The sequence below is a fragment of the Streptomyces auratus genome, assembly GCF_050433025.1.
GTDB lineage: Bacteria > Actinomycetota > Actinomycetes > Streptomycetales > Streptomycetaceae > Streptomyces > Streptomyces sioyaensis.
Genome location: NZ_JBNGCB010000003.1, coordinates 1,304,796 through 1,330,144, shown reverse-complemented (window position 1 = coordinate 1,330,144; position 25,349 = coordinate 1,304,796). Strand labels below are relative to the sequence as shown.

Below are 25,349 nucleotides of genomic sequence, written 5' to 3'. Positions count from 1 at the left end.
CCGGTCGGGCGAGGCTCACATCCCGTACACGCTCGCCACGTTGTCCCGCGGCGTCGGCCGGATCTTCGCCGCGGGCGCCTCGGCGAACGCGCGGAGCAGATTCTCGGTGGTCCGGGTGACGAAGGCGCGCGTCCGGCCGTCCATGCCGTGATCGCGGCCGTCCTCGCGGGTTCCCGCCATGAGGGCCTCGACCCACCGCATCGTTCCGGAGGAGAAGACTCCGGCGCCGCTCGGCACGGTGTAGTAGGCGGAGTCCGCGTGGCTGTGCCGGCCGTTGCAGACCAGCGGGGAGTGGGCCAGGATCTCCAGCCGCGCCGGCGTGGGCGCCTGTGGGGTGACCCGGTCGTACTCCACCCCGACGAGGTGGTCGAAGGCCTCGCCGCGCTTCACGCCCGTTCCGGCGAAGAGCCAGTGGTCCGCGCTGTGGACGACGTACGGCGCATCCGTGGGGTAGCCCTCGTAGAAGACACCGGTCAGCGTGGACTCCGGGTCGGCGGCGGGCGGTTGGCGGAAGTCGTGGGTCGGCAGGGCCCGGTGCGGACCGGCGAAGTGCGGATCGTCCCGGTAGGAGGTCTTGTAGCAGACCACGGTGCGCAGGGCGCCGGACGGCGCCGGCTCCAGCCTGACCCGGCGGAAGCAGGCGTTGGCCCCGAGGAAGGCCAGATTGGTGCCGGTATCGCGGGCCCGGGTGACGTGCTGCCGCTGCTGCGGGGTCCAGTACTCGTCGTGGCCGGGCGAGAGCGCCGCCGTGGCGCCGCGCAGCGCCGACGGGGTGCGGTGGACGTCCAGACCGGTGGTGTAGGCCAGCGGGAGGCCGAGCCGCTCCGCGAGGACCACCAACGCACGCTCGTAGACCAGGAACTTTCCGGCGCCGTTGGTGTCGTAGGGCCGGTCGAAGCTGACCTCCAGCGACCGCGTCCCGTACCCGCCGTCCGCACCCCGGTAGAGGCTGTAGCCGCCCCATGCGTTGTACGCCTGCCAGGTCGTCACCGCATGCATCAGCACCGTCCGGCCCGCGGCCTGCGCCGAGCGGACGATCAGCGGGACGTACCGCTGGTGCCCGTGCTCCGCGTCCAGCCGGAGCAGATAGGCGCCCGGCGGCCAGCCGTCGGTGCGTACGCGGAGGCTGCGCTGCCAGTCCGCCCGTACGCTGCGGGTCCCGGGCAGCAGCCGCGGGGCGCGCTGGCGCCGCCCGGCGACCTGCTCCGAACGCCAGACCAACCGGGCCTGGGCGCCTCCGTACCAGCCCACCCGGTAGGCCGCAACGCGGAAGCCGGGTGCGGTGGTCGAGACGTACAGCCCGAACTCCTCGCCCGGCAGGACGCTCACCTTGTCGGTGTAGCCCTGGACGGCGTCGGGCGGACCGGCCGAACGGATCCGCCAGTCGGGGTCTCCGGGGCGCTCCCGCTCCGCGTCCAGGTCCGGCTGGTCGCCACCGGTGGGGCCGGTGCCGGGGTCCCCGCCTGACGTGGAGTCACAGCCGGCGGTCATCCCGGCGGCGAGACCGGCGGCCCCCAGGGCGGCGGCACCGAGGAATCGCCTGCGGCGCACGCCGGCGGGGCTGCCCGGGCAGTCGGGGCCGCCGCGTTCCCTGGCGCCGCGTTCCGCGCCACCCAGGCGCTGATGATCACCATGCTGTGGGTCGTCGCCCATCGCGCTGCTCCCGTGCGCACCCTTCCCACCGAGCCGTCGGGACGATCATCTGCCGACACCCGCCGCCGCACGACCCCAGGAGGCCCGAATGCGGGTACGGCGGCCTCCGGGACCGCGGACCGGAGGCGGCCACGGCGCACCCCACTCCATCGTCTACAGTCGTGTAGACGAAAGCTGGGCAGTGCTCAGCGACCCCGCGTGGTCGGCTGAACAGCGCCCGAAATGCACAAGGTTGCCGATACGGCGCAGCGCGCCGGGAGGGCGGACAGGCGATGGCGCAGTCGAGCAGCGAGGCGCTGGCACGGCCCGTGGGTGAGGGATGGTCCCACACCTCCTTGCCCGAGGGTGGACACGGACCGGGCTGGAGCAAGGTACCGCAGGTCACGGCCCTGTTCTGGGGAGTGAAGGTGCTCACCACAGGCATGGGCGAGACGGCCTCGGACTACCTCGGCCGGACGCTCGGGCCGATACCGGCCGGCAGCCTCGGACTGGCCGGGCTGGCGGCCCTGCTGATCCTCCAGTTCCGGAGCACCCGCTACCGGCCCTGGATCTACTGGTCCGCCATCGTCATGGTCAGCGTCTTCGGCACCATGGCCGCCGATGTCGTGCACGTCGTGGCGGGCATCCCCTACACGGTCTCGGTCATCGCCTTCTCGGTCGGACTGGCCGCGATCCTGACGGCCTGGTACGTGTCCGAGGGCACGCTGTCCATCCACAGCATCCGCACCCGCCGCCGCGAGACGTTCTACTGGGCGACCGTGCTCGCCACCTTCGCCCTCGGCACCGCGGTCGGCGACCTCACCGCGGGCACCCTGCGCTGGGGCTATCTGCCCTCCGGCCTCCTGTTCACCGCCCTCATCGCGGTGCCCGCCCTGTCCGGACGCTTCCTCGGGCTCAACGCCGTCGCCGCCTTCTGGTGGGCGTACGTGCTGACCCGCCCGCTCGGGGCCTCCTTCGCCGACTGGATGGGCGTCTCCACCTCCCGCGGCGGCCTCGGCTGGGGAACGGGACCGGTCACCCTGACCCTCATCGTCCCGATCGCCCTGCTCGTGGGCTACCTGGCGATCAGCCACAAGGACACCCCACCCGAGCAACTGGCCACGGGTAGCGCCGCCTGAGGGCGAAAGGGGCAGCGATAACGGTGTCGCCAGCCGGGACCGTGTCCTGCATGGCGTCGAGCACGATCCGCGGCAGGTCAAGGGATCCCCATCTTTCATGGGGATCCTCGGGCTGTTAGTTCAGTCCAGAAGGTCCCTGGCCTCGTAACCGGAGAGTCCGATGTGGAGGAGCGGAAGAACAGGTCAGCTGTCGATGGCACGTCCTGCTTCCAGGCCGGCATCAGTACTGCGAAGCCAGCAGGGCTCGAAGCGATCCAGGGATGTCAGCTCGACCCACTCATCCGAAATATGTTCAAGGATCTTTTGAGTGCCGCCCGGCCAGTCAAGGAAGTCATATTGATCGGCATTTGAAGTCGAGAGTTCGCCAGCTTTCATGAGCCCGCTGGAGAGAAGAAACTTCACGACCGAAAGTGCGGCGTCCTTGATGTCGCGAGAGGCCGGTTCGCCCGCCTGGTTCCACCAGGATTCCTTCTCACTCTCCACGAGGGCGACAACGGTAGTGAGCCCCACCCAATCTTCGAGTCCTTGAAAAAGCACTTCCTCGACAACCGGGTTTTCCAAAGACACCATCATTCCCTCCCTTGGGGATGTGCATATTTCGCCCCGTATCCTTGCCCAGCGCGGCACGGTTATTTTCGAGGATCTCTTCGGAAGAGAGATCCTCGACGGGAGTGAGGCCGCCCTCATGGGGCGGCGCCTCGCTTGCCCCTCACCCTCCACCCCCGCCGCGTCCTCCCACGCCGGCGGGCTCTCGGGCTCCGGTTTCGGCGTGGACGCCCACGATGGTCGTGACGGTGAGGGCAATGCCGGCCTTAGCCAGATTCGACTCGGTCTCACTGTGAGCTTCATCGATGGCGTGTGCGAAAGATTCGCAGGCTTAGGCGAGTTCGTCGCAGGCGTGCTTGGCCGCGGAGAGTGGCGCCTTGCCCGCGTGGTGGCCGCCCTGCGCCCGATTTGATTGACATGCGCCACCGCAGGGGCTTTGACCAACCCGATATTGGCGTGATCGTGGACCGTAATTGATCAAGATTTGATGATGGCACATCTCGCGCAGGGCGCAGGGCGCAGGGCGCAGGGAAAGTCCGAGCAGCGTAGCGGCCTGACAGCCAGGAAATGGTCTACAGCAACACCGGCGCCAGTTCCCGCAGTTGCTCCAGGCCCAGACCGCGGTCCACCGCCAGGGGCTGGACGGCGACATGGTCCGCTCCGGCGTCGTGGTGTTCCTGTACGCGCCGGCGGATGGCGTCCGCGTCACCCCATGCCACGATCGCGTCCACCAGCCGGTCGCTGCCGCCGTCGGCGAAGTCCTCGTCCCCGAAGCCGAGTCGGCGCAGATTGCCGGTGTAGTTCGGCAGCTGGAGATAGCGGCGGGTGTGGTGTTCGCGGGCCAGGGAGCGGGCCGTTGCGGGGTCGGACTCCAGCAGCACGGCCTGTTCGGGCGCGAGCAGCGGACCGGTACCGAGGATCTCGCGGGCGCGGGCGGTGTGCTCGGGAGTGACGAAATAGGAATGGGCGCCGGCCGTCCGGTCCCGCGCCAGCTCCAGCGTCTTCGGGCCGAGCGCCGCCAGCACCCGGGCGGGCGGGGGATCGGCCACCGGCCCCGCGTACGGCGCCTCGTCCATCGCGTCGAGATACTCGCGCATGGCCGCGAGCGGCTTGGCGAAGGTGTGGCCGCGCGCCCCGACGATCGGCGCGTGGCTCGCCCCCAGGCCGAGCAGGAAGCGCCCTTCGTACGCCTCGGCCAGGGTCTGTGCGGCGTTGTGCGTGGCGGAGGCGTCCCGTACCCAGATGTTGGCGATGCCGGTGGCGACCGTGATCCGCTCCGTCGCGGCCAGCAGCAGCGCGGCCTGGCTCATCGACTCGGTGGTCGGCGTCTCACCGAACCACAGTGCCCCGTACCCCAGTTGCTCGATCTCGGCCGCCGCCTGACGCGCGACAGCGGCCGGCACCCGGCCAAGCCCGCCGTGCCAGACGCCGACCCGACCGATCCGGGAAGCGAGAGCGTGTTGTGGCATCGTTCCTCCACTGACTGAGGGGTGGCGAGCCCCGCCCGCCTCCGGACGGCCTACGGGGCTTCTCCTCGATCACAGCACGGCGGCCCGGCCCGGCATTCCCCGATCGGCCGTCGGGTGGGCCGATCGGGTGGACCAATTCGGGTGGACCATACGGCGAAGCGGCCGCCCTTCCGGAGAAGGACGGCCGCTCGGCGTCGTGCACGAGAAGCAGGCGCGTCAGCCCTCGACGCCCAGCCTCTCCAGGCTGTGCCCGATTATTCTTTCGCGCCGAGGCGCTCAAGAATCAGCTCGCGGACGCGGGCCGCGTCCGCCTGGCCACGGGTGGCCTTCATGACCGCGCCGACCAGGGCGCCGGCCGCGGCCACCTTGCCGCCGCGGATCTTGTCGGCGATGGCGGCGTTGGCGGCGATGGCCTCGTCGACGGCGGTGCCCAGGGCGCCCTCGTCGGAGACGACCTTCAGGCCGCGCTTCTCGACGACGGTGTCCGGGTCGCCCTCGCCGGCCAGCACGCCCTCGATGGTCTGGCGGGCCAGCTTGTCGTTGAGCGAGCCGTCGGCGACGAGTGCGGCGACCCGGGCGACCTGCTCGGGGGTGATCGGCAGGGCGGCCAGGTCGATGCCGTCCTCGTTGGCGCGGCGGGCCAGCTCGCCCATCCACCACTTACGGGCCGAGGCGGAGTCCGCGCCGGCGTCGACGGTGGCGGTGATCAGGTCGACCGCGCCCGCGTTGAGGATCGACTGCATGTCGTGCGCGGAGATGCCCCACTCCTCGCGCAGCCGGTTGCGGCGGACCCGCGGCAGCTCGGGGAGCGCGGCCCGCAGTTCCTCGACCCACTCGCGGGAGGGGGCCACCGGCACCAGGTCCGGCTCGGGGAAGTAGCGGTAGTCCTCGGCCTCTTCCTTGATGCGGCCGGCCGTCGTGGAGCCGTCCTCCTCGTGGAAGTGCCGGGTCTCCTGGATGATCGTGCCACCGGAGGAGAGCACCGCGGCGTGCCGCTGGATCTCGAAGCGGGCCGCCCGCTCCACGGAGCGCAGCGAGTTGACGTTCTTGGTCTCCGACCGCGTACCGAACTTCTCGGTGCCCTTGGGGCGCAGCGACAGGTTCACGTCGCAGCGCATCTGCCCCTGTTCCATCCGGGCCTCGGAGACGTCCAGCGCCTTGATGAGCTCGCGCAGTTCGGCGACGTACGCCTTGGCGACCTCGGGAGCCCGCTCGCCCGCGCCCTCGATCGGCTTGGTGACGATCTCGATGAGCGGGATGCCGGCGCGGTTGTAGTCCAGGAGGGAGTGCCGGGCACCGTGGATCCGGCCGGTCGCACCACCGATGTGGGTGGACTTGCCGGTGTCCTCCTCCATGTGCGCGCGCTCGATGTGCACCCGGAAGATCTCGCCGTCCTCCAGCTGTACGTCGAGGTAGCCGTCGAAGGCGATCGGCTCGTCGTACTGGGAGGTCTGGAAGTTCTTCGGCATGTCCGGATAGAAGTAGTTCTTCCGGGCGAAGCGGCACCATTCGGCGATGGAGCAGTTCAGGGCCAGGCCGATCTTGACGGCGGACTCGACACCGGTCGCGTTGACGACCGGCAGCGAGCCGGGCAGGCCCAGGCAGGTGGGGCAGGTCTGCGAGTTGGCGTCCGCGCCGAGAGCCGTGGAACACCCGCAGAACATCTTGGTCTTGGTGCCGAGCTCGACATGGACCTCCAGGCCCATGACGGGGTCGTACGTCGCGAGGGCGTCCTCGTACGACACCAGGTCAGTGACAGTCACGGTGAAACTTTCCCTCTCAGCCCAGCAGGACGTCGTCGTCGCCCAGGCGCTTCAGTTCGCGGTAGAGGATCGCCAGGCCGGTGACGATCGCCGCGGCCGAAACGGCGGCATCGATCAGGCGGAGCGTGTCGTTCTCCTTGCGGGCCAGCTTGGCCTGCTTGGCGACGCTGATGGCGCCGAACGCGGTGCTGCCGATCGACAGGTACAGACCGGACTTGGACTTCTTGAAGTTCTTGGCCTTCTTGGTCATGGCGGTCACAGTGCAGGTGCCTCCTCGAGCAGCGGGTGGCCCCACTTGTCGGTGAACGCGGCCTCGACCGCGGCACCGACCTTGTAGAGCCGGTCGTCGGCCATGGCAGGGGCGATGATCTGCAGGCCCACCGGCATCCCGTCCTCGGGAGCCAGGCCGCAGGGCAGCGACATGGCCGCGTTGCCTGCCAGGTTGGTGGGGATCGTGCACAGGTCGGCGAGGTACATCGCCATCGGGTCGTCGACGCGTTCGCCGATCGGGAAGGCGGTGGTCGGCGTGGTCGGCGAGACGATCACATCGACCTGTTCGAAGGCCTTCTCGAAGTCGCGGGTGATCAGCGTCCGCACCTTCTGGGCGGAGCCGTAGTACGCGTCGTAGTAGCCGGAGCTGAGCGCGTACGTACCGAGCATGATCCGGCGCTTGACCTCGGGGCCGAAGCCGGCCTCACGGGTCAGGGCGGTGACGTCCTCGGCGGACTTGCTGCCGTCGTCGCCGACCCGCAGGCCGTAGCGCATGGCGTCGAAGCGGGCCAGGTTGGAGGAGCACTCCGAGGGCGCGATGAGGTAGTACGCGGACAGCGCCAGGTCGAAGGACGGGCAGTCCAGCTCGACGATCTCGGCGCCCAGCCCCTTCAGCAGCTCGACGGACTCGTCGAAGCGCTGGATGACACCGGCCTGGTAGCCCTCACCGCGGAACTGCTTGACGACGCCGACGCGCATGCCCGCGACGCTGCCGTTGCGGGCCGCCTCGACGACCGGCGGGACCGGCGCGTCGATGGAGGTGGAGTCCAGCGGGTCGTGGCCGGCGATCACCTCGTGCAGCAGCGCGGCGTCCAGGACCGTACGGGCACAGGGGCCGCCCTGGTCCAGGGAGCTGGAGAACGCCACCATGCCGTAACGGGAGACGCCGCCGTAGGTGGGCTTGACGCCGACCGTGCCGGTGACGGACGCGGGCTGGCGGATGGAGCCGCCGGTGTCCGTGCCGATGGCGAGCGGGGCCTGGTAGGAGGCGAGGGCGGCGCTGGAGCCGCCACCGGAGCCGCCGGGGATCTTGGTCAGATCCCAGGGGTTGCCGGTCGGCCCGTAGGCGCTGTTCTCCGTCGACGACCCCATGGCGAACTCGTCCATGTTGGTCTTGCCGAGGATGACGACGTCGGCGGCCTTGAGCTTCTTGGTGAGCGTGGCGTCGTACGGCGGGAGCCAGCCTTCGAGGATCTTCGAACCGACGGTGGTGGGAATCCCCTCCGTCGTGAAGATGTCCTTGAGCGCGAGCGGGACACCGGCCAGCGGGCCGAGCTTCTCGCCGCGGGCCCTCTTCTCGTCCACGGCGCGGGCCTGGGCGAGCGCGCCCTCGCGGTCGACGTGCAGGAAGGCGTGCACCTTCTCGTCGACGGCCTCGATACGGGCCAGATGGGCCTCGGTCACCTCGACGGCGGTGACCTCACCGGCGGCGATCTTCGCCGCGATCTCGGCGGCGGTGAGCTTGATCAGGTCTGCCATGTAGGTCACTCCTCCCCCAGGATCTGCGGCACCTTGAAACGCTGCTGCTCCTGGGCCGGGGCGCCGGACAGCGCCTGCTCGGGGGTCAGCGACGGACGGACCTCGTCCGGCCGCATCACGTTGGTCAGGGGCAGCGGGTGGGAGGTCGGCGGTACGTCTTGATCGGCGACCTCGGAGACGCGGGCGACCGCGCCGATGATGTCGTCGAGCTGTCCGGCGAAGTGGTCGAGCTCTTCGGCCTTCAGCTCCAGACGTGCCAGCCGGGCGAGGTGGGCGACCTCCTCGCGCGTGATGCCAGGCATGCAGCGATCCTCTGCTGGTTCTCGGAGTGTTTCTCGGCTGTGGCTGTATATGCGGGCCCAATCCTATTGCGTACCGCAGGGGAATCGCGCAGGGCTTTCCCGCGGGGCCCCGGGGCCCGCCGCAGGCCGCCGGCGCCCGTCGTCCGGCGGCCTGGTCAGCGGTCGCCGGACGACGGGCCGCCGGGGCGGTGATCTCCGGCCTGCGGCGCGGCGGGACGGGGCCGGGGGGCCTGCGGCTCCGGGGGGGCGGGCCGGGGTACCTGCGGCTCCGGACGGTCCGGCGCGGGCAGGGCAGGGGCGGCGGGCCCGGGGCGTGCACCCGCGCCGTCGGGCTCGGCGCCGTCGGGCTCGGCGCCGTCGGGCTCGGGGCCGTCGGGCTCGGCGGTCGCAGGCTCGGCGGCTTCGGGCTCGACGGCTTCGGGATCGTCACGGGCGGGATCGTCGTGGGCAGGCTCGGCGGACCGGTCACCCCGACCGGGCGGGAGCTGCGGCACCGGGGGCGGTGCCGGAGCCTCCGCGGGGGCTCCCTCGGCGTCTTCGTCAGGGTCTTCGTCAGGGTCTTCGTCAGGGTCTTCTTCGGAGCGGGGACACGGGACGGCCGGTGGCCGGGTCAGTTCAGGACCTGTCCCGAAGGGCGCTCGGCGGCCTTCTCCGCCGCCAGGGCGGCCGTCTCCGATTCACGCTGCCAGCCGCGCTCTCCGCGGGCTCTCAACCAGGCCGTGGTTTCGTCCGGTGGCATCGCGGCGGCCACCAGCCAGCCCTGTACGGCGTCACAGCCGAGGTCGCGCAGCCGCTCCCAGGTCTCGTCGTCCTCGACGCCCTCCGCGACGACCAGGAGGCCGAGGGAGTGGGCGAGGTCGAGAGTGCAGCGGACGATCTCCGCGTCCTCGGTGTCGACCGCGAGCCGGGCCACGAAGGAGCGGTCGATCTTCAGCTCGCTGACCGGGAGGCGCCGCAGATGGACCAGGGAGGAGTAACCGGTGCCGAAGTCGTCGAGGGACATCTTCACGCCGTGCGCGGTGAGCCCGGCGAGAGTGTCGGCGGCCCGCTGCGGATCCTCCAGGAGGACGTGCTCGGTTATCTCCAGCTGGAGGGCGCCCGGTGGGACGCGGTGCCGGGCGAGCCGGGCGGCGACCGCACCGGCGAACCCCGGGGAGTGCACATCGCGCGGGGAGACATTGACGGCGACCGGCACCTCCAGGCCCATCGCACGCCAGCGCGCCACCTGGGCGAGGGCGGTCTCCAGGACGTACTCGGTCAGCCGGGGCATCAGCCCGGAGGACTCGGCGATGGCGATGAACTCGTCCGGTGGGACCCTGCCGCGGTCCGGGTGCACCCAGCGGACCAGTGCCTCCAGCCCGGCGACATGGCCGTCGAAACCGACCTTGGGCTGGTAGTGCAGCTCGACGTCGCCCGCGTCCAGGGCGCGCCGCAGATCGCCCAACAGGCCGAGCCGGTCGGGGGTGTTGCCGTCCCGCTTGGCCTCGTAGAGCTCGACGCCGCTGCGGTCCCGCTTGGCCTGGTACATCGCCACATCGGCGCGGCGCAGCAGGCCTTCGGCGTCGAGGGCGTGGTCGGGGAAGACCGCGACCCCCGCGCTGGCTTCGAGCACGAGGGTCAGCCCGTCGAGATCCAGCGGCGAGCCGAGGGCGGCGACGAGATGGCGGGCCGCCCGCTGGGAGCTGGTGAGGGAGTCGGTGGTGGGCAGCAGGACGGCGAACTCGTCGCCGCCGAGCCGGGCCGCCTCGGCGCCGCGCGGGAGGGCGTGCCGCAGCCGGTCGGCGATCTGCAGCAGCAGCCGGTCGCCGGCGAGGTGGCCGAGGGTGTCGTTGACGGAGCGGAAGCGGTCCAGGTCGATGAGGACCAGCGCGGAGCGGGCGCCGACGCGTTCGGCGTCGTCCAGCGCGGTCCAGGTGCGCTCCAGCAGCCACTGGCGGTTGGGCAGGCCGGTGAGCGGGTCGCGCAGCTGCTCCTCGGCGCGGGCGCGGGCTATCCACAGGGTGGAGTCCAGCGCGATCAGCGGGACCGCGAACAGCGGCAGCAGCAACGGGGCGTGCACGGCGCAGACGGCGATCAGCGGGGAGATCCCGAGGAGGGCGGTGCCGACGAGTGCCTGTCGTACGACGGCCGTTCGGGGGATGGCGGGCAACTGGCCGGTGCGCGGGGTGAGGCTGAGCCAGAGCAGGCCGCGGCTGACGGCGAGATAGCCGGCGGCGGTGACGACGACTTCGGGAAGGACGGAGAGGTTCCAGGCCGGCGGGGACCACGGGTGGCGGACGCTGGAGGCCACGCCGAACGCGGCGAGGCCGAGCGCCGCGGCGCCGATGCCGAGGATGTCCACGGCGCCGTGCACCACGGCCTGCCGCCAGCGGTGGCGCCGGGCGGCGCCGACGAGGACGACGACGGAGAGGCTGACGAGGGTGGCGGGCACCCAGCCGAACAGCAGCAGGACGGCGAGGGCGAGCGCGGCGCCGGAGCCCGTGCCGCCCCACCAGCGGTCCCGGCCGAGGGCCACCAGATGGCCCACGATGATGCCGGTGAGGACCGCCAGCGACCAGCCTATGGAGCCGCCGGGGAACAGCGCGTCACCTTCGCCGAGGTTCACGAGGACGCCCGTGGCGAGCGCGAGGCCCGCCACGGTGACGATGGTCCCGGGCAGCGCGGGCACGACGAGCCGCCGGAGCCGCGACGCCGGAGCGGCGCTGTCGGTCGGTTTCATTCCGATCCCTCTCACAGCCGGCTGTGCCCGCGCCACGGCAGGCGCACTCCTCAACAGTAGGCCGCGGAAGGCCGCCGCGGGCAGCGATCGGTGACGGTTGCCCGAATGCGACCAGGCGTCGCGGATCAATCTGGTATGCGCCGATGGGGTGACACCTCACTCCTCCTCAGGCGGAGTGACAGCTACCGCTCGTGCTGCGTCCGGACCCTGTTCCAGCAGCACCGCGAAGCCATCATCGTCCAGCACGGGGACCTTCAACTGCATGGCCTTGTCGTACTTCGAACCCGGGTTGTCGCCCACCACTACGAATCCGGTCTTCTTCGAAACGGAACCGGTCACCTTCGCTCCGAGGTTCTGGAGGGCCTCTTTCGCGCCATCTCTGGTGTGTGACTGAAGTGTGCCCGTTACGACGACGGTGACGCCTTCGAGAGGCCTCGGGCCCTCGTCACCCGTTTGCTCCTCCTCCATCCGGACACCGGCGGCCCGCCAGCTCTCGATGATCTGCTGGTGCCAGTCCACGGCGAACCACTGCTTGAGCGAGGCGGCGATGGTGGCCCCGACGCCGTCTACGGCGGCGAGTTCGGTCTCGTCCGCGTCCCGGATGCGGTCGATCGAGCGGAACTCCCGCGCCAGCGCCTCGGCGGCCACCGGGCCCACATGCCGGATCGACAGACCCGTAAGGATCCTGGCCAGCGGGCGTTGCTTGGCCGCCTGGATGTTCTCCAGCATGGCCAGCGCGTTCTTCTTCGGCTCGCCCTTTTGATTGGCGAAAAAGGTGACAACCTTTTCCTCGCCGGTCTTCGGATCGCGCTTGGGCAGGCCCGAATCGGGGTCCAGGACATAGGACTTGATGGGCAGCAGCTGCTCGATGGAGAGGCCGAAAAGATCGCCCTCGTCCCTCAGCGGCGGCTCCGCGGGCTCCAGCGGCTGGCTGAGCGCGGTCGCCGCGACATAGCCGAAGTTCTCGATGTCCAGGCACTTGCGGCCGGCGAGGTAGAACAGCCGCTCACGGATCTGGGCGGGGCAGGCACGGGCGTTGGGGCACCGCAGGTCGATATCGCCCTCCTTGGCGGGCTGCAGCGCCGTCCCGCACTCGGGGCACTCGGCCGGCATCACGAACTCCCGCTCGCTGCCGTCCCGCAGATCGACTACCGGTCCCAGGATCTCCGGAATGACGTCGCCGGCCTTGCGGATCACGACGGTGTCGCCGATGAACACGCCCTTGGCCTTGACCACGTCCTGGTTGTGCAGGGTCGCGAACTCCACCTCGGAGCCGGCCACCGTCACCGGCTCCACCACGGCATACGGCGTGACCCGTCCCGTACGGCCGACGCCGACGCGGATGTCGACCAGCTTGGTGTTGACCTCCTCCGGCGGGTACTTCCAGGCGATCGCCCAGCGCGGCGCGCGCGAGGTCGAGCCCAGTCGCCCCTGGAGCCGGATCTCGTCCAGCTTGACGACCACACCGTCGATCTCGTGCTCGACGGCCGTACGGCGGGTTTCGGCGTCGCCGTAATGGGCGATGAACTCGCGGACCGCCGCCAGGGAATCGACGACCTTGTTGTGCGCGGCCGTCGGCAGGCCCCACTCCTTGAGCAGGTCGTAGGCCTGCGACTGGCGGTCGATCACCAGGCCGTCGCGGGCGCCGACGCCATGGACGACCATGTGCAGCGGGCGGCTGGCGGTGATCTTGGGGTCCTTCTGGCGCAGCGAACCGGCCGCGGCGTTACGGGGGTTGGCGAACGGCGGCTTGCCGTCGGCGACCAGCCGCTCGTTGAGCTCCAGGAACTTCTCCATCGGGAAGTAGACCTCCCCGCGCACCTCGACCAGGTCCGGGATCCGGTCGCCCTTCAGGCGGTGCGGGATCTCCGCGATCGTGCGGACGTTGGGGGTGATGTCCTCGCCCGTACGGCCGTCCCCGCGGGTGGCGGCGCGGGTCAGCCGGCCGTGTTCGTAGGTGAGGTTGACCGCGAGGCCGTCGACCTTCAGCTCGCACAGGAAGTGATAGCCGGCGCTCCGGGGATCGCCGCCCAGCTCACCGGCGATCCGCTCGGCCCAGCCGGCCAGCTCCTCGTCGTCGAAGGCGTTGTCGAGCGAGAGCATCCGCTCGCGGTGCTCGACCTCGGTGAACTCCGTGGCGTACGCACCGGCGACCTTCTGGGTCGGTGAATCGGGGGTGCGCAGCTCGGGGTGCTCGTCCTCCAGGGCCTCCAGGGAGCGCAGCAGCCTGTCGAACTCCGCGTCGCTGACGACCGGGGCGTCCTTCACGTAATACCGGAAGCGGTGCTCCTCGATCTGCTCAGCGAGCTGCGCGTGCTGCTCCCGCGCCGCCGCGGGCACGTCGGATCCCGCTGCGTGCTGTTCGCCAGCCACCGTCTTGTCCTCCCGTGGTCCTTGAGTGCGGTCACTCAGGGTTGTCTGCGAGTGATCTCGCCGCCCGGACGCAGTGGGCGAGGGCCGAGCGGGCATAAGCGGGCGAAGCACCCGCGAGCCCGCAGGACGGAGTGATCACCACGGACTCGCTGAGAGTCCCCGGCGTCAGCCCCAGCCTGCGCCACAGCGTCCTGACACCCATGACGCTACCGGCAGGGTCTGACAATGGGCCGTCCACGCCCGGCACCACGCCTGCGAACAGCGTCGTCCCGCCCTCGACGGCCTCCCCGACCGCCTCCTCCTCACGCTCGGTGAGCAGTGAGAAATCGAACGAGACGCCCGCGACGCCGGCCCGCCGCAGCAGCCCGAAGGGCACCCCGGGGGCGCACGAGTGGACGACCACGGGACCGCCCTCCGCCACCGCGACAAGATCACGCAGCGCGCCCTCGACGACCGCCCGGTCGACGGCACGGTAGGTCCGGTAGCCGCTGGCGGTCTTCACCCGACCCTGGAGCACCGCCGTCAGCGACGGTTCGTCGAGCTGCAGCACGACCCGCGCGCCCGGCACCCGTCGCCGTACGTCCGCGAGATGGCCGCGCAGCCCCTCCGCCAGGGACGCGGCAAGATCCCGGCAGGCACCGGGGTCGCCGACCGCCGCCTCGCCGTTGCGCCGCTCCAGGGCGGTGGCCAGGGTCCACGGGCCGACCGCGGAGACCTTCAGCGGCCCCTCGTACCCCTGGGTGAACTCCTCCAGGGCATCGAGATCCTCCCCGAGCCAGGAGTGGGCCCGCCGGGTGTCGCGGCCCGGACGGTCGCTGATCCGCCAGCCGCTGGGCTCCACATGCCCGTAGACCTCGACGAGCAGCCCCAGGGTCCGCCCGATCATGTCGGCGCCGGGCCCCCGGGCCGGGAGTTCCGGCAGGTAGGGGAAGGTCTCCAGCGACCCGGTGACGGTCTTGGCCGCCTCCCGTGCGTCACCGCCCGGCATCGACCCGATCCCGGTCGCCGCACCCGCGGCCCACTTCTGCGTGCTGTTCTCGCTCACCCAGGCAGGGTATGCGGCGGCGCTCCGGAGGGGGTGCAGCGGGCGGGGTGCGGCGGGCGGGGTGCGCCGGAGGCGGGGACCGGCGGCCCCGGGCGCCGCGGCCCGCTCGCCCGGAGACATACGTCGGGCCCGCGCCGGAACGTACGGCCGCCGCGACGGACGGTCCACCTCCGGCGCCGCGAACGAGGCGCGCCGCCCACCACAGCCTGCGTACCCCGGTCACCTTCGCTGTGAAGCGCTGCTGCTGACCGCTGAGGCGAAGTTGAAGTGGAAGCCGGCCGAAGGATCGAGGCCCCGGGACGTCCCAGAGCCTCGGTGAAGCGGTACGGCGGCGGGGTCAGTCGCCGCGCCCCAGCGCCGTCAGCAGGTCATCGCGCAACGCGGCCCGCTCCTCGGGCGAAAGGTGATCCAGTGGCGAGGCGGTCCCCATCCGCCGCAGCAGATCGAGCCGCAACTCCCGCCCCGCGTCGGTGAGTACGACCTGCTTGGCCCGGCCGTCCAAGGGATGCGGCCGGCGCACGACCATGCCCTGCTTCTCCAGCTTGGAGATGACATACGTGACATTCGGCGGCTCGCAGCACAGCACCCCGGCCAGCTCCCGCGCGGTCTTCGGCTCGCCGAGCTCCTCCAGCGCCTTGGCCTGCGTCGGCGTCAGATCGAGCTCGGCGATACGGCTGCGCTGATGGCCGTCCAGCCGTCGGCTCAGCTCCGTCACGAGCCCCCGGATCTCCCGGAACCCGCACCCGGCCGCCGCGCTCGACTTCGCTTCAGTGGTCACGCATGCAGCGTACGTCGGCACCGCGGAAAGCAGCAGGGCTGTGGAAAGCAATAGGGCTGTGAAAGCAGCGGGGTTGTGGAAAACCGTGAAGCGGGGCGGGGCCGGCACCGCGGCCCCGGCGCGACCCCTTGCGGCTCAGCGCCCCGGCCGCACCGACACGTCGTTGATCTCCGCGTCCCGCGGCAGGTCGATGGCCGTGAGGATGGCCGTCGCCACCGACTCCGGATCGATCCAGCGCGCCGGGTCGTACTCCTTGCCCTCCTGCCGATGGGTGCTCTCCTGCATCGGCGTGGCCGTGCGACCCGGGTAAACCGACGTCACCCGGACCCCGTTGTCGTGCTCCTCCGCCCGCAGCGCGTCGGCCAGCGCCTTCAGACCGTGCTTGCTCGCGGCGTAGGCGCCCCACTCGGCACGCGCGCTCAGCCCGGCACCGGAGTTGACGAAGACGACATGCCCCTTGGCGACCCGTACCAGCGGGAGCAGCATCCGGGTGAGCTCGGCGGGCGCGACCAGATTGGCGGCCAGCTGCCGCTGCCAGGCCTTGGCCGGCAGATCGCCCACCGCACCCAGCTCGATCACGCCCGCGCTGTGCACCAGGGAATCGAGACGGTCCGGCAGCGGCTGCTGCCCGAAGGCCCAGGACAGCTTCTCGGGATGGGCGAGGTCACCCACGAGAGTGCGGGCGCCGGGGAACTGCTCGGCCAGCTCCTTCGCCCGGACCGCGTGGCGCGCCAGCAGCCACAGGTTCTCCCCGCGCTCCGCGAGCCGCCGTGCGACCGCCGCTCCGATGCCCGATCCTGCGCCCGTGATCAAGTGCGTACCCATGGGTTGATCCTAACGAGCAGGTGATCCTCACGAGCGGCTGACGGGACGCCGGGAGCGGCGGGACCCCGGGGCGGCGCTCAGGCCTGGATGCCCGCGCGCTCCTCCAGGTAGGCCAGCGCCCCGACGCCGTCCGCCGCGAAGAAGACCAGGTCGGTGAGTGGAACCGGCAGGAAGCCCTCCGCCTCCATCCGCTGGAACTGCTCCTTCAACCCGTCATAGAAACCAGCGGTGTTCAGCAGCACCACCGGCTTGGTGTGCATCCCGTGCTTGCGCAGCTCCAGTATCTCGGTGGCCTCGTCCAGCGTGCCCATTCCGCCGACCAGGACGACGATGGCGTCGGCGCGCGCCAGCATCTGCGCCTTCCGCTCGGCGAGATTCCGGGTGACGAGCATCTCGTCGGCACCCTCATAGGCCTTGTGCGCCAGGAACTCCACGGAGACGCCGATCAGCTTCCCGCCGGCTTGCTGCACTCCGTCGGCCATGACCTTCATCAGGCCGGCGTCCGAGCCGCCCCAGACCAGCGCATGCCCGCCCTTGCCCATCAACTCGGCGAACTGGCGGGCGGGGACGACATAGCGGTCGTCGAGATCGGCGGCGGAGCAGAAGACGCAGATGTTCATGCGGTCACTTTACGAGCCGGGGGGGTGGGAGGTTCGCGGAAGCCGGGCGGGGGTGGCCGGCGCGGGGAAGGCGGGGCGTGGAGGTGCCTCGCGGACGGGGCGCGGTGCCCGTCGCGGGTGGTCGGGGCGCGGTGCCCGTCGCGGGTGGTCGGGGCGCGGCGCCCGGCGCGGGTGGTCGGGGCGCGGCGCCCGGCGCGGGCGGTCGGGGCGCCTCGCCGGCGGGGCGGTTGGGGCACCTCGCGGGACCGCCGGAGCTCTCCCCCGCCCCCTCCCCCTCTCCCCCTTCGGGGGAGGGGGCGGGGGGTGGGTTCGGGGGTGGGGGGGGAAGAGCGGGTTCAGAAGCGGGAGATCAGATCAACCCCTGGTCCAGCATCGCGTCCGCCACCCGCTCGAAGCCCGCGATGTTGGCGCCCGCGACATAGTCACCGGGCAGCCCGAAGCGCTCCGCGGTCTCGTAGCAGCGCCGGTGGATGCCGCGCATGATCGTCGCGAGTTCGCCCTCCGTACGCTCGAAGGCCCACGCCTCCCGCGAGGAGTTCTGCCGCATCTCCAGCGCGCTGGTCGCCACACCGCCCGCGTTGGCCGCCTTACCGGGACCGAAGGCCACCCCGGCCGCCTTCAGGAGCGAGACCGCCTCGGGGGTCGTCGGCATGTTGGCGCCCTCGGAGACCGCCTTGACGCCGTTACGGACCAGGATCCGGGCGGCGTCCTCGTTCAGCTCGTTCTGGGTCGCCGACGGGAGCGCCACATCGCACGCCACGTCCCACACCCGCCCGCCGGGCACATAGGTGGCCGACACCCCGCGCCGCTCGGCGTACTCGCTGATCCGGCCGCGCTCGACCTCCTTGATCTGCCGCAGCAGCGCCAGATCGATGCCCTTCTCGTCGACGACATAGCCGCCGGAGTCCGAGCAGGTCAGCACGTTGGCGCCGAGCGCCTGGGCCTTCTCGATGGTGTAGATGGCGACATTTCCGGACCCGGAGACCACCACCTGCTGCCCGTCCAGCTCCTCACCGCGCTGCTTGAGCATCTCCTCGGTGAAGAGCACGTTCCCGTAACCGGTGGCCTCGGTACGGGCCTTGGAGCCGCCCCAGGCCAGTCCCTTGCCGGTGAGCACACCGGCCTCCCAGCGGTTGGTGATCCGCCGGTACTGCCCGAAGAGATAGCCGATCTCACGGCCGCCGACGCCGATGTCACCCGCCGGTACGTCGGTGTGCTCGCCGAGATGGCGGTACAGCTCCGTCATGAACGACTGGCAGAAGCGCATGACTTCGGCGTCGGACTTCCCGTGCGGGTCGAAGTCGCTGCCGCCCTTGCCGCCGCCGATGTTCAGCCCGGTAAGGGAGTTCTTGAAAATCTGTTCGAAGCCGAGGAACTTCACGATCCCCAGATTCACCGACGAGTGGAAGCGCAGGCCGCCCTTGTACGGGCCGAGCGCGCTGTTGAATTCCACCCGGAAGCCCCGGTTGACATGAATCGTCCCGGAATCGTCCGCCCAGGGCACGCGGAACATGATCTGCCGCTCCGGCTCGCAGATCCGCTCCAGGACCTTCGCCTCGGCGAGCTCCGGACGGGCCGCCAGTACGGGGGCCAGCGTCTCCAGCACCTCAAGAGCCGCCTGGTGGAACTCGGGCTCCCCAGGGTTGCGCCGGACCAGCTCGGCGTACAGGGCCGCCGGCCCGGCCCGATGAACGCCGGGCTTGACCTCAGATTGAACAGTCGACATTGACTTCCGTTCCCTTCGTGGCCGCGGTGAGGCCGTCTGCGGTCCGGACCTGACGACCCCTCACGCGCACGAAACTCCTGGTGCACGCGGGTCGTCACCACTCCTCGTCCGGCAGCGCCGACGTCCTGTCGCACCGCCGACACTATTCGGCACCCTCGCACCGATCGTCTGTGGGATGCGCGACACGTCGATCACGTACACCCTCGCCCCACTCCCCCGCCGCGCCCCTGCCCCGCCGCATGCCCGCAGGTCAACGCCTTGACCTCGGTCGACGGGCACCGGACACCGCCCCCGCGCGCTGTGCGGCACCTCACAGTTGACCGCCCCCCACTCGGCCGACCCCGCACCCGTTGACGAGGGCGATCACTGGGCCCCTGGGCCGCTCAGCCCGCGGCGCCGACCGCCGGGGCGGCGGAGGCGGCCGTTCCCGCGTCACCGGGCGCGGTGTCCGCCGCCCGCTCCACCTCGGCCTTGACCATCTTCTCCATCGGGTCCGCGCAGCTTCCGCCCCCGAGGACCATCGCGAGCAGGATGGCCACCAGCGTCAGCACGGTCCCCAGCCAGACCATGGTGTGCACCGGAATCGTGTACGCGCCGATCGCCTTCACCACACACTCGGACAGCAGCACGGTCCCCCAGATCAGTGAGAACCTCCGCTCGGCCCGGCGGAACGGTGCGGACGCGGCCATCAGCCGGTCCCAGGCGGCCTCGCCGGCCTCGCCGCCCTTCGTCACGAACGGCTTGAGCCCGGCGGTCATCAGCGGCTTCCCCAGGAACACGGAGACGATCATCGATATCCCGATGGCGCTGCTGGTCACGCTGTCCTTGGCGAGCATCAGCCGCGGATCGCCGGTCATCGCGCTGGTGGCCAGGCCCACCGCGTTGACCACGAGCATCAGCAGCGCGAGACCGTTGACGCCGGAGCGCCGCACCAGGCTCCAGACCGTACGCAGCGCCGGCACCACACTGCTCCAGGCCAGCGCGGCCACCTCGCTCAGCCCGAAGCCATCGCTGAGCACGTAATACATGGCCAGCGGAATGCCCGCGTCCACGACCAGCGGCATCAGACTCTGCACCACCGGACTGGGACCCTTGCCGTCACCGACAGCACCCTTACTCCGACTCTGGCTCTTGCTCCGGCTCACGGCGGCTCCCCCGATGTGTTCTCTGCACTGCGTCTTTCCTCTACCTCCTCAGCTTCGGGCACGGCCGCACGCCGCAACAGTTTCGACTGTCCCGGCTTCCCCATGACATTTGTCAGGTCCGAGGTCAGTACCGAGGTCAGTTCCGGGCGACGCGCAGCGCATCGCCCAGCGCCTCGGCAAGCCGTCGCGACAGATAGCGGAACTCGCGGTCCGGCACCCTCGGATCGCCGTGCATCGCTCGCGCGTGACGCAGTAGTTCCCCGCCGATGCCGAGCTGCACCTCCTCGATGCCGTCGGCGAGATCGGTCACGGGTCCGCCCGCACCGTCCGTGATGAGGAAACAGGGCTTGTCGTCCGGCGAGGTCCACGGCAGCAACCGCATCTGCGGCGGGGAGAGTTCGGCGGGGCCGACGGATTCGCGGGGCTCGGAAAGGCCGGATCGTGGCGGTTCGTGGTCGAGGGTCAGCAAGGCAGTACTTCCGGAAGCCGTCCGACCGGACATCGGTGGGGCGGCACCAGGTTCCGCCCCACCGCCCGCCGGTGACCCGGCCGGCCAACCAAAGAACCCGGGCAGAGAGCCCCACCCACCCACCGCCGCCCAACTGCTCACCCCATCAGGTGACTTGGGAGCGAGCGCGTCCGGAATGCGGTTACGCTCGCCGCAGTTCCACTGCGATGGCAGCACCCCAACCGCACACAGAACGGCCCCCGGCGGGACGGCAATCCCAATCCGAGGGCCTGATCACAAGGAAGAAGCAACCTTCCCGATGACTTCAGCGCATTCTAACGCGCCCTCACCCGCGCCCTCGCGCGTATCCAGCGGCGTCATCCACATCCGTACGCGCCAGACCTCCCACTTCACCGTCCTCGCCAACCGCCTTGCGCAGCGGGCCGGTAGCGCGGTCACGGTCGGCGTCGCGGCATACATCCTGTCCCTCCCCGATGGCGCACCGATCACCATCGACGCGCTCTGCACGCACTTCGCCGAGGGCAAGACCGCCATCGCCGCTGCGTTACGCGAGCTGGAGGCCGAGGGCTGGCTGGAGCGCCGCGTCGAACGCGGGCCGCACGGCCGGATCGTCACCCGCACATTCGCGTACGACCTGCCGGGAGCGGCAGCGGGACCCGCCGGTACCTCCGTCCCGGAACCCGAACACACCGGCGAGCCGGAGCCCGCCGTGCCCTCGCAGTCGACTCCGGAACCCGTCCCCGAAGCTGTCGACCTCCTCACCCGCCTCCCCCACCACGACCGCCGTCTGCTGCTTTCCGAGCGGGAGATCACGACGCTCGCCCCGACCGTCACGGACTGGCTCGACCGTGGCGTGCCCCCGCAAGAGATCACCACAGCCCTGACCACCAGCCTCCCCGCACGCATCAACCGCCGCCCGGCCCGCCTCCTGGCTCACCGCCTGATCGCCCTGCGCCCACCGGCCTGCACAAGCCCGCCCCAGGAGCCCGATCGCCCACCCGTCATCCCCCTCCAGAATTGCGACGGCTGCGACCGCGCTTTTCGCGCCGGTCGTCCCGGACACTGCCAGGACTGTCGCTCTGACTCGCCGGAGGTGCGGTGTGCCGCATGACACGAACCGCGCCACGGGTGCCGTCAGGATTCCCGGCAGCTGCGGAAGGCGCGCGAGTAGGCTGGGACGCCCGGCAGAGCGAGGAGACGAGTTCCGCATGAGCAGCCAACCAGTGCACAGCGACGGTCCCCTCATGCCGATGCCTGATCTGACCCTCCCGGCCCTGCGTTCGGCGGTCGCCGCACTGGCTCCCGCCAAGCTGCCGGAGCTGGTCGAGGAGATGCAGCAGGCATTCGACCGGGCGGGCCAGGACGGCAGCACGGCACCGATCCGCATGTTCTACCGTCGCTGGGCCATCTTCGTCGCCATCGAGCGTGATCCGGCCAGAGCAGCCCGATTCCACGCGGCGGAACAAGTGCTGGAGTCCAGCGAGGCCGGAGACGAAAGACAGGCCGCCGTTCGACTGATCGGGAGCATCGTGCGCACCGCACAGTGTGAGGTCGAGGCACTGGAGGCCGGGTGAGCACGTGGACGTGGGAGTACGAGCCCGACGACTACGGTGACAGCCTGCCGCGATCGGTCAGAGCAGAGACCGAACGGATCTGTGCCGAGCTCGCCGTCGTCAACTCGATGATCTACTTAGAAGGCGCTGCCTACCAAGGACCGTCGCCGGGGCTTCGGGTCGAGCACGGAAGGACTCCCGGGGGCCGATATCTCATGCTGAGCTATCTGACGGACGTACGCGGGGAACGCATCGTGGTGGTCAGCGTCTCCTGCCTGTGAACCGCCTGGGCAGGTCCAGCCGGACCTAAGCCCCCGCCCGCACCCGCCGCTCCGTAGTGGCGATCGTCGCCGAGCCGACCACCCGCGTGCCGTCGTACAGCACGATCGCCTGGCCGGGCGCCACGCCCCGTACCGGCTCCGTGAACGAAACCCGCAGCTCCGTGTCGTCGACCAGCTCGGCCGTGACCTCGGTTTCGCCGCCGTGGGCGCGCAGCTGGGCGGTGTACGTGGCAGGGCCGGCCGTCGGGGGGCGGCCGCACCAGCGGGGGCGGATGGCGGTCAGGGCCGTGACGTCGAGGGCTTCGACGGGGCCGACCGTGACGGTGTTGTCGACCGGGGAGATGTCGAGGACGTAGCGCGGCTTGCCGTCGGGGGCCGGGTGGCCGATGCGCAGGCCCTTGCGCTGGCCGATGGTGAAGCCGTACGCGCCCTCGTGCGTGCCGAGGCGGTTGCCGGACTCGTCGACGATGTCGCCCTGGGCCGTGCCGAGCCGCTTGGCGAGGAAGCCCTGGGTGTCGCCGTCGGCGATGAAGCAGATGTCGTGACTGTCCGGCTTCTTGGCGACGAACAGGCCGCGGCGGGCGGCCTCTTCGCGGATCTCGGCCTTGGTGGTGAGGGTGTCGCCGAGCGGGAACATGGCGTGCGCCAGCTGGCGGTCGTCGAGGACGCCGAGGACGTAGGACTGATCCTTGGCCATGTCGGAGGCGCGGTGCAGCTCGCGGCTGCCGTCCTCGCGGAGGACGACGGTGGCGTAGTGGCCGGTGCACACCGCGTCGAAGCCGAGGGCCAGGGCCTTGTCCAGGAGGGCGGCGAACTTGATCTTCTCGTTGCAGCGCAGGCAGGGGTTGGGGGTGCGCCCGGCCTCGTACTCGGCGAGGAAGTCGTCGACGACGTCCTCGCGGAAGCGTTCGGCGAGGTCCCAGACGTAGAAGGGGATGCCGATGACGTCGGCGGCGCGGCGGGCGTCGTGTGAGTCCTCGATTGTGCAGCAGCCGCGGGCGCCGGTGCGGAAGGACTTCGGATTCTCGGAGAGCGCGAGATGCACGCCGGTCACATCATGGCCGGCCTCGGCGGCGCGGGCCGCGGCGACGGCGGAGTCGACGCCGCCGGACATGGCGGCGAGTACGCGGAGGCGGCGGGGGGCGTCATCAGTCATAGCCCGTCCAGGGTAGACGGAACCGGCGACAGTGCGGAAAGCGTTGATCAGCGCATGGGGAAAAGTGGCGGGGAGCACGGTGGGCAGCACGGTGACGGGGGCGGCGGCGAGGGGGCCGCGCCCGGGGTGACGCGGCGGCGGGCGCTGTGGATCGGGGGCGGCTCCGTGGTGGCCGCCGGGGCCGCGGCGTTCGCGGCGCGGGACGAGCTGGCGCACTGGTGGTGGCGATTGCCGGGGAACGACAAGCCGCGGACGGCGGGCGCGGTCGACTTCCGGGGCGCGCAGTGGGTCGCGGCGTCCCCGGAGAACTACCGGCGGGCGGACCGGCCGGCGGACTACGGGATCGACCGGGTCGTGATCCACGTCGTCCAGGGCAGCTATGCGACGGCGCTGGAGGTCTTCCAGGATCCGGATCATGAGGCGGGGGCCCATTACGTCGTCCGCAAGGACGGGCACATCGCCCAGATGATCCGCGAACTGGATGTGGCGTTCCACTCCGGGAACCGCGGCTACAACGAGCGGAGCGTCGGGATCGAGCACGAGGGGTTCGTGGACCGGCCGGAGTCGTTCACCGCTGCCATGTACGCGTCGTCGGCGCGGCTGACGGCGGGGATCTGCCGGCGCTACGGCTTTCCGGCCGACCGGGAGCACATCGTGGGGCATGTGGAGGTGCCGGGGACGGATCACACCGATCCGGGGCGGCACTGGGACTGGGACCGCTATCTGCGGCTGGTCCGGGCCGAGCTGCACCGGGCGGCACGGGGGACGGAGCGGGCGCCCGTGCGGAAGGCCTGATGGCCCGCCGTGTCCGCACCTCCCGGCATCCCGCCCGGCCCACGGACGTGCGGGCGGACGACGGGGCTGTGCAGACGGCTCAGCTCAGGCCCGCGCTCCTGGCTCGTTCCACCACCGGGCCGATGGCCTGTGCCAGGGCCGCCACGTCCTCAGCCGTGGAGGTGTGGCCCAGGGAGAACCGCAGGGTGCCGCGGGCGAGCTCCGGCGACATGCCGGTGGCCAGCAGGACATGGCTGGGCTGGGCGACGCCGGCGGTGCAGGCGGAGCCCGTCGAGCAGGCGATGCCCTGGGCGTCCAGGAGGAGGAGCAGGGAGTCGCCCTCGCAGCCGGGGAAGGAGAAGTGGGCGTTGGCGGGAAGCCGGCCGGCCGGGTCCGGGTCGCCGCCGAGGACGGCGTCCGGGGCGGCGGCGCGGACCGCCTTGACCAGGTCGTCGCGCAGGGCGCCGATGTCGCGGGCGAAGTCCGCGCGGCGGGTGACGGCGCACTGGGCGGCGGCCGCGAAGGCGGCGATGGCGGGGGTGTCGAGGGTGCCGGAGCGTACCTGCCGCTCCTGGCCGCCGCCGTGCAGCACCGGCACCGGCGCGTACTCACGGCCCAGCAGCAGGGCGCCGATGCCGTACGGGCCGCCGATCTTGTGGCCGGAGACGGTCATCGCGGCGAGCCCGGAGGCGGCGAAGTCGACCTCCAGCTGGCCGACCGCCTGCACCGCGTCCGCATGCAGCGGAATCTCGAACTCCGCGGCCACCTCGGCGAGTTCCCGGACCGGCTGGACGGTGCCGATCTCGTTGTTGGCCCACATGACGGTGGCGAGCGCGACATCGGCGGGGTTGCGGGCGATGGCCTCGCGCAGCGCGCCGGCATGCACCCGTCCGTAGGTGTCGACCGGCAGCCATTCGACCCGGGCGCCTTCGTGCTCGGCGAGCCACTCCACGGCGTCGAGGACGGCATGGTGCTCGACGGGGCTGGCGAGGACCCGGGTACGGGACGTGTCGGCGGCCCGGCGTGCCCAGTACAGGCCCTTGACCGCGAGGTTGTCGGCCTCGGTGCCGCCCGCGGTGAAGACGATCTCGCTCGGGCGGGCGCCGAGGGAGGCGGCGAGGGACTCGCGCGCCTCCTCGACGGTGCGCCGGGCCCGCCGGCCGTCGGCGTGCAGCGAGGACGCATTGCCGGTGACGGTCAGCTGGGCGGTCATCGCCTGCACCGCCTCCGGGAGCATCGGGGTGGTGGCGGCGTGGTCGAGGTAAACCATGGTGCGCACGATTCT

At 71.2% G+C, this 25,349-nt stretch carries 25 protein-coding genes; 6 read left to right on the top strand and 19 right to left on the bottom strand.

All coding sequences use genetic code 11. The features are described 5' to 3' along the window. Positions 1-15: 15 nt before the first annotated feature. Complete coding sequence (locus tag BKA18_RS25555; protein ID WP_366045413.1) at positions 16-1,653, bottom strand: N,N-dimethylformamidase beta subunit family domain-containing protein; 1,638 nt, start codon at positions 1,651-1,653, stop codon at positions 16-18. Positions 1,654-1,925: 272 nt separating this feature from the next. Between BKA18_RS25555 and BKA18_RS25550 the strand changes: the two genes are divergently transcribed. Continuing rightward, positions 1,926-2,771 carry a COG4705 family protein gene (locus tag BKA18_RS25550; protein ID WP_366045414.1) on the top strand — a complete coding sequence of 282 codons (846 nt, stop codon included), beginning with the start codon at positions 1,926-1,928 and terminating at the stop codon, positions 2,769-2,771. A 183-nt stretch (positions 2,772-2,954) separates the two neighbouring features. Here BKA18_RS25550 and BKA18_RS25545 read toward each other — a convergent pair whose 3' ends face one another. Continuing rightward, entirely contained in the window at positions 2,955-3,341 is a 387-nt protein-coding gene (locus tag BKA18_RS25545; protein ID WP_366045415.1) for a hypothetical protein, read from the bottom strand. Positions 3,342-3,360: 19 nt separating this feature from the next. Here BKA18_RS25545 and BKA18_RS25540 point away from each other — a divergent pair, with 19 nt between their 5' ends. Continuing rightward, a complete protein-coding gene (locus BKA18_RS25540; protein ID WP_366045416.1) occupies positions 3,361-3,729 on the top strand; it encodes a hypothetical protein in 369 nt (122 codons plus the stop codon). Positions 3,730-3,889: 160 nt separating this feature from the next. On the opposite strand, the gene BKA18_RS25535 is transcribed toward BKA18_RS25540, so the two are convergent. The 15 genes from BKA18_RS25535 to BKA18_RS25465 all read right to left on the bottom strand — a co-directional run bounded on the left by BKA18_RS25535 (position 3,890) and on the right by BKA18_RS25465 (position 20,300). Continuing rightward, positions 3,890-4,786, bottom strand: a complete 897-nt coding sequence (locus BKA18_RS25535; RefSeq protein WP_366045417.1) for an LLM class F420-dependent oxidoreductase — start codon at positions 4,784-4,786, stop codon at positions 3,890-3,892. A 254-nt stretch (positions 4,787-5,040) separates the two neighbouring features. Beyond that, complete coding sequence (gene gatB, locus BKA18_RS25530) at positions 5,041-6,549, bottom strand: Asp-tRNA(Asn)/Glu-tRNA(Gln) amidotransferase subunit GatB (RefSeq protein WP_366045418.1); 1,509 nt, start codon at positions 6,547-6,549, stop codon at positions 5,041-5,043. Between the two features lie 16 nt (positions 6,550-6,565). After that, positions 6,566-6,799: a hypothetical protein gene (locus BKA18_RS25525; protein ID WP_033266953.1), complete on the bottom strand. Its 234-nt coding sequence runs from the start codon at positions 6,797-6,799 to the stop codon at positions 6,566-6,568. Between the two features lie 5 nt (positions 6,800-6,804). Then, a complete protein-coding gene (gatA, locus tag BKA18_RS25520; protein ID WP_366045419.1) occupies positions 6,805-8,298 on the bottom strand; it encodes an Asp-tRNA(Asn)/Glu-tRNA(Gln) amidotransferase subunit GatA in 1,494 nt (497 codons plus the stop codon). A gap of 5 nt (positions 8,299-8,303) precedes the next feature. Beyond that, on the bottom strand, positions 8,304-8,600 hold the full coding sequence (gene gatC / locus BKA18_RS25515; protein ID WP_006602950.1) for an Asp-tRNA(Asn)/Glu-tRNA(Gln) amidotransferase subunit GatC: 297 nt from the start codon (positions 8,598-8,600) through the stop codon (positions 8,304-8,306). 155 nt (positions 8,601-8,755) lie between these two features. Beyond that, on the bottom strand, positions 8,756-9,094 hold the full coding sequence (locus BKA18_RS25510) for a hypothetical protein (RefSeq protein WP_366045420.1): 339 nt from the start codon (positions 9,092-9,094) through the stop codon (positions 8,756-8,758). A gap of 116 nt (positions 9,095-9,210) precedes the next feature. Then, positions 9,211-11,319, bottom strand: coding sequence for a putative bifunctional diguanylate cyclase/phosphodiesterase (locus BKA18_RS25505; RefSeq protein ID WP_366045421.1), 2,109 nt, complete (start codon positions 11,317-11,319; stop codon positions 9,211-9,213). A 156-nt stretch (positions 11,320-11,475) separates the two neighbouring features. Next, entirely contained in the window at positions 11,476-13,692 is a 2,217-nt protein-coding gene (gene ligA / locus BKA18_RS25500; RefSeq protein ID WP_366045422.1) for an NAD-dependent DNA ligase LigA, read from the bottom strand. A 31-nt stretch (positions 13,693-13,723) separates the two neighbouring features. Next, complete coding sequence (locus tag BKA18_RS25495) at positions 13,724-14,680, bottom strand: methionine synthase (RefSeq protein WP_429638775.1); 957 nt, start codon at positions 14,678-14,680, stop codon at positions 13,724-13,726. Between the two features lie 394 nt (positions 14,681-15,074). Beyond that, entirely contained in the window at positions 15,075-15,515 is a 441-nt protein-coding gene (locus tag BKA18_RS25490) for a MarR family winged helix-turn-helix transcriptional regulator (RefSeq protein ID WP_429638623.1), read from the bottom strand. 135 nt (positions 15,516-15,650) lie between these two features. Beyond that, positions 15,651-16,340, bottom strand: coding sequence for an SDR family oxidoreductase (locus BKA18_RS25485; RefSeq protein ID WP_006602956.1), 690 nt, complete (start codon positions 16,338-16,340; stop codon positions 15,651-15,653). 77 nt (positions 16,341-16,417) lie between these two features. Next, positions 16,418-16,960, bottom strand: a complete 543-nt coding sequence (locus BKA18_RS25480; RefSeq protein WP_366045424.1) for an LOG family protein — start codon at positions 16,958-16,960, stop codon at positions 16,418-16,420. A gap of 349 nt (positions 16,961-17,309) precedes the next feature. Beyond that, the gene (gene gdhA / locus BKA18_RS25475) at positions 17,310-18,686 is read right to left on the bottom strand and encodes an NADP-specific glutamate dehydrogenase (RefSeq protein ID WP_006602958.1); all 1,377 of its coding nucleotides are present in this window, start codon (positions 18,684-18,686) and stop codon (positions 17,310-17,312) included. 383 nt (positions 18,687-19,069) lie between these two features. Next, positions 19,070-19,762: a VC0807 family protein gene (locus BKA18_RS25470; RefSeq protein WP_366045616.1), complete on the bottom strand. Its 693-nt coding sequence runs from the start codon at positions 19,760-19,762 to the stop codon at positions 19,070-19,072. A 205-nt stretch (positions 19,763-19,967) separates the two neighbouring features. Next, complete coding sequence (locus BKA18_RS25465; protein WP_366045425.1) at positions 19,968-20,300, bottom strand: hypothetical protein; 333 nt, start codon at positions 20,298-20,300, stop codon at positions 19,968-19,970. A gap of 298 nt (positions 20,301-20,598) precedes the next feature. Between BKA18_RS25465 and BKA18_RS25460 the strand changes: the two genes are divergently transcribed. The 3 genes from BKA18_RS25460 to BKA18_RS25450 all read left to right on the top strand — a co-directional run bounded on the left by BKA18_RS25460 (position 20,599) and on the right by BKA18_RS25450 (position 22,134). Next, positions 20,599-21,411 carry a hypothetical protein gene (locus BKA18_RS25460; RefSeq protein ID WP_366045426.1) on the top strand — a complete coding sequence of 271 codons (813 nt, stop codon included), beginning with the start codon at positions 20,599-20,601 and terminating at the stop codon, positions 21,409-21,411. Positions 21,412-21,508: 97 nt separating this feature from the next. Further along, positions 21,509-21,874 (top strand): hypothetical protein, encoded by a 366-nt coding sequence (locus tag BKA18_RS25455; RefSeq protein ID WP_366045427.1) that lies wholly within the window; start codon positions 21,509-21,511, stop codon positions 21,872-21,874. Then, entirely contained in the window at positions 21,871-22,134 is a 264-nt protein-coding gene (locus BKA18_RS25450) for a hypothetical protein (RefSeq protein ID WP_366045428.1), read from the top strand. Before BKA18_RS25455 ends, BKA18_RS25450 begins: the two co-directional genes overlap by 4 nt. 25 nt (positions 22,135-22,159) lie before the next feature. On the opposite strand, the gene mnmA is transcribed toward BKA18_RS25450, so the two are convergent. Next, complete coding sequence (mnmA, locus tag BKA18_RS25445) at positions 22,160-23,290, bottom strand: tRNA 2-thiouridine(34) synthase MnmA (protein ID WP_040898282.1); 1,131 nt, start codon at positions 23,288-23,290, stop codon at positions 22,160-22,162. Between the two features lie 54 nt (positions 23,291-23,344). Between mnmA and BKA18_RS25440 the strand changes: the two genes are divergently transcribed. Beyond that, positions 23,345-24,085, top strand: a complete 741-nt coding sequence (locus BKA18_RS25440; RefSeq protein WP_366045429.1) for an N-acetylmuramoyl-L-alanine amidase — start codon at positions 23,345-23,347, stop codon at positions 24,083-24,085. 79 nt (positions 24,086-24,164) lie between these two features. Here BKA18_RS25440 and BKA18_RS25435 read toward each other — a convergent pair whose 3' ends face one another. Next, positions 24,165-25,334, bottom strand: a complete 1,170-nt coding sequence (locus BKA18_RS25435) for a cysteine desulfurase family protein (protein WP_366045430.1) — start codon at positions 25,332-25,334, stop codon at positions 24,165-24,167. Between the last annotated feature and the right edge of the window lie 15 nt (positions 25,335-25,349).

Excerpts from the sequence above, each read along its gene's own strand:
- BKA18_RS25555 (WP_366045413.1), bottom strand. The coding sequence starts at position 1,653 with ATGGGCGACGACCCACAGCATGGTGATCATCAGCGCCTGGGTGGCGCG.
- BKA18_RS25550 (WP_366045414.1), top strand. The coding sequence starts at position 1,926 with ATGGCGCAGTCGAGCAGCGAGGCGCTGGCACGGCCCGTGGGTGAGGGA.
- BKA18_RS25545 (WP_366045415.1), bottom strand. The coding sequence starts at position 3,341 with ATGGTGTCTTTGGAAAACCCGGTTGTCGAGGAAGTGCTTTTTCAAGGA.
- BKA18_RS25535 (WP_366045417.1), bottom strand. The coding sequence starts at position 4,786 with ATGCCACAACACGCTCTCGCTTCCCGGATCGGTCGGGTCGGCGTCTGG.
- BKA18_RS25525 (WP_033266953.1), bottom strand. The coding sequence starts at position 6,799 with ATGACCAAGAAGGCCAAGAACTTCAAGAAGTCCAAGTCCGGTCTGTAC.
- gatA (WP_366045419.1), bottom strand. The coding sequence starts at position 8,298 with ATGGCAGACCTGATCAAGCTCACCGCCGCCGAGATCGCGGCGAAGATC.
- gatC (WP_006602950.1), bottom strand. The coding sequence starts at position 8,600 with ATGCCTGGCATCACGCGCGAGGAGGTCGCCCACCTCGCCCGGCTGGCA.
- BKA18_RS25505 (WP_366045421.1), bottom strand. The coding sequence starts at position 11,319 with ATGAAACCGACCGACAGCGCCGCTCCGGCGTCGCGGCTCCGGCGGCTC.
- BKA18_RS25495 (WP_429638775.1), bottom strand. The coding sequence starts at position 14,680 with ATGCCGGGCGGTGACGCACGGGAGGCGGCCAAGACCGTCACCGGGTCG.
- BKA18_RS25485 (WP_006602956.1), bottom strand. The coding sequence starts at position 16,340 with ATGGGTACGCACTTGATCACGGGCGCAGGATCGGGCATCGGAGCGGCG.
- BKA18_RS25480 (WP_366045424.1), bottom strand. The coding sequence starts at position 16,960 with ATGAACATCTGCGTCTTCTGCTCCGCCGCCGATCTCGACGACCGCTAT.
- gdhA (WP_006602958.1), bottom strand. The coding sequence starts at position 18,686 with ATGTCGACTGTTCAATCTGAGGTCAAGCCCGGCGTTCATCGGGCCGGG.
- BKA18_RS25460 (WP_366045426.1), top strand. The coding sequence starts at position 20,599 with ATGACTTCAGCGCATTCTAACGCGCCCTCACCCGCGCCCTCGCGCGTA.
- BKA18_RS25455 (WP_366045427.1), top strand. The coding sequence starts at position 21,509 with ATGAGCAGCCAACCAGTGCACAGCGACGGTCCCCTCATGCCGATGCCT.
- mnmA (WP_040898282.1), bottom strand. The coding sequence starts at position 23,290 with ATGACTGATGACGCCCCCCGCCGCCTCCGCGTACTCGCCGCCATGTCC.
- BKA18_RS25440 (WP_366045429.1), top strand. The coding sequence starts at position 23,345 with ATGGGGAAAAGTGGCGGGGAGCACGGTGGGCAGCACGGTGACGGGGGC.
- BKA18_RS25435 (WP_366045430.1), bottom strand. The coding sequence starts at position 25,334 with ATGGTTTACCTCGACCACGCCGCCACCACCCCGATGCTCCCGGAGGCG.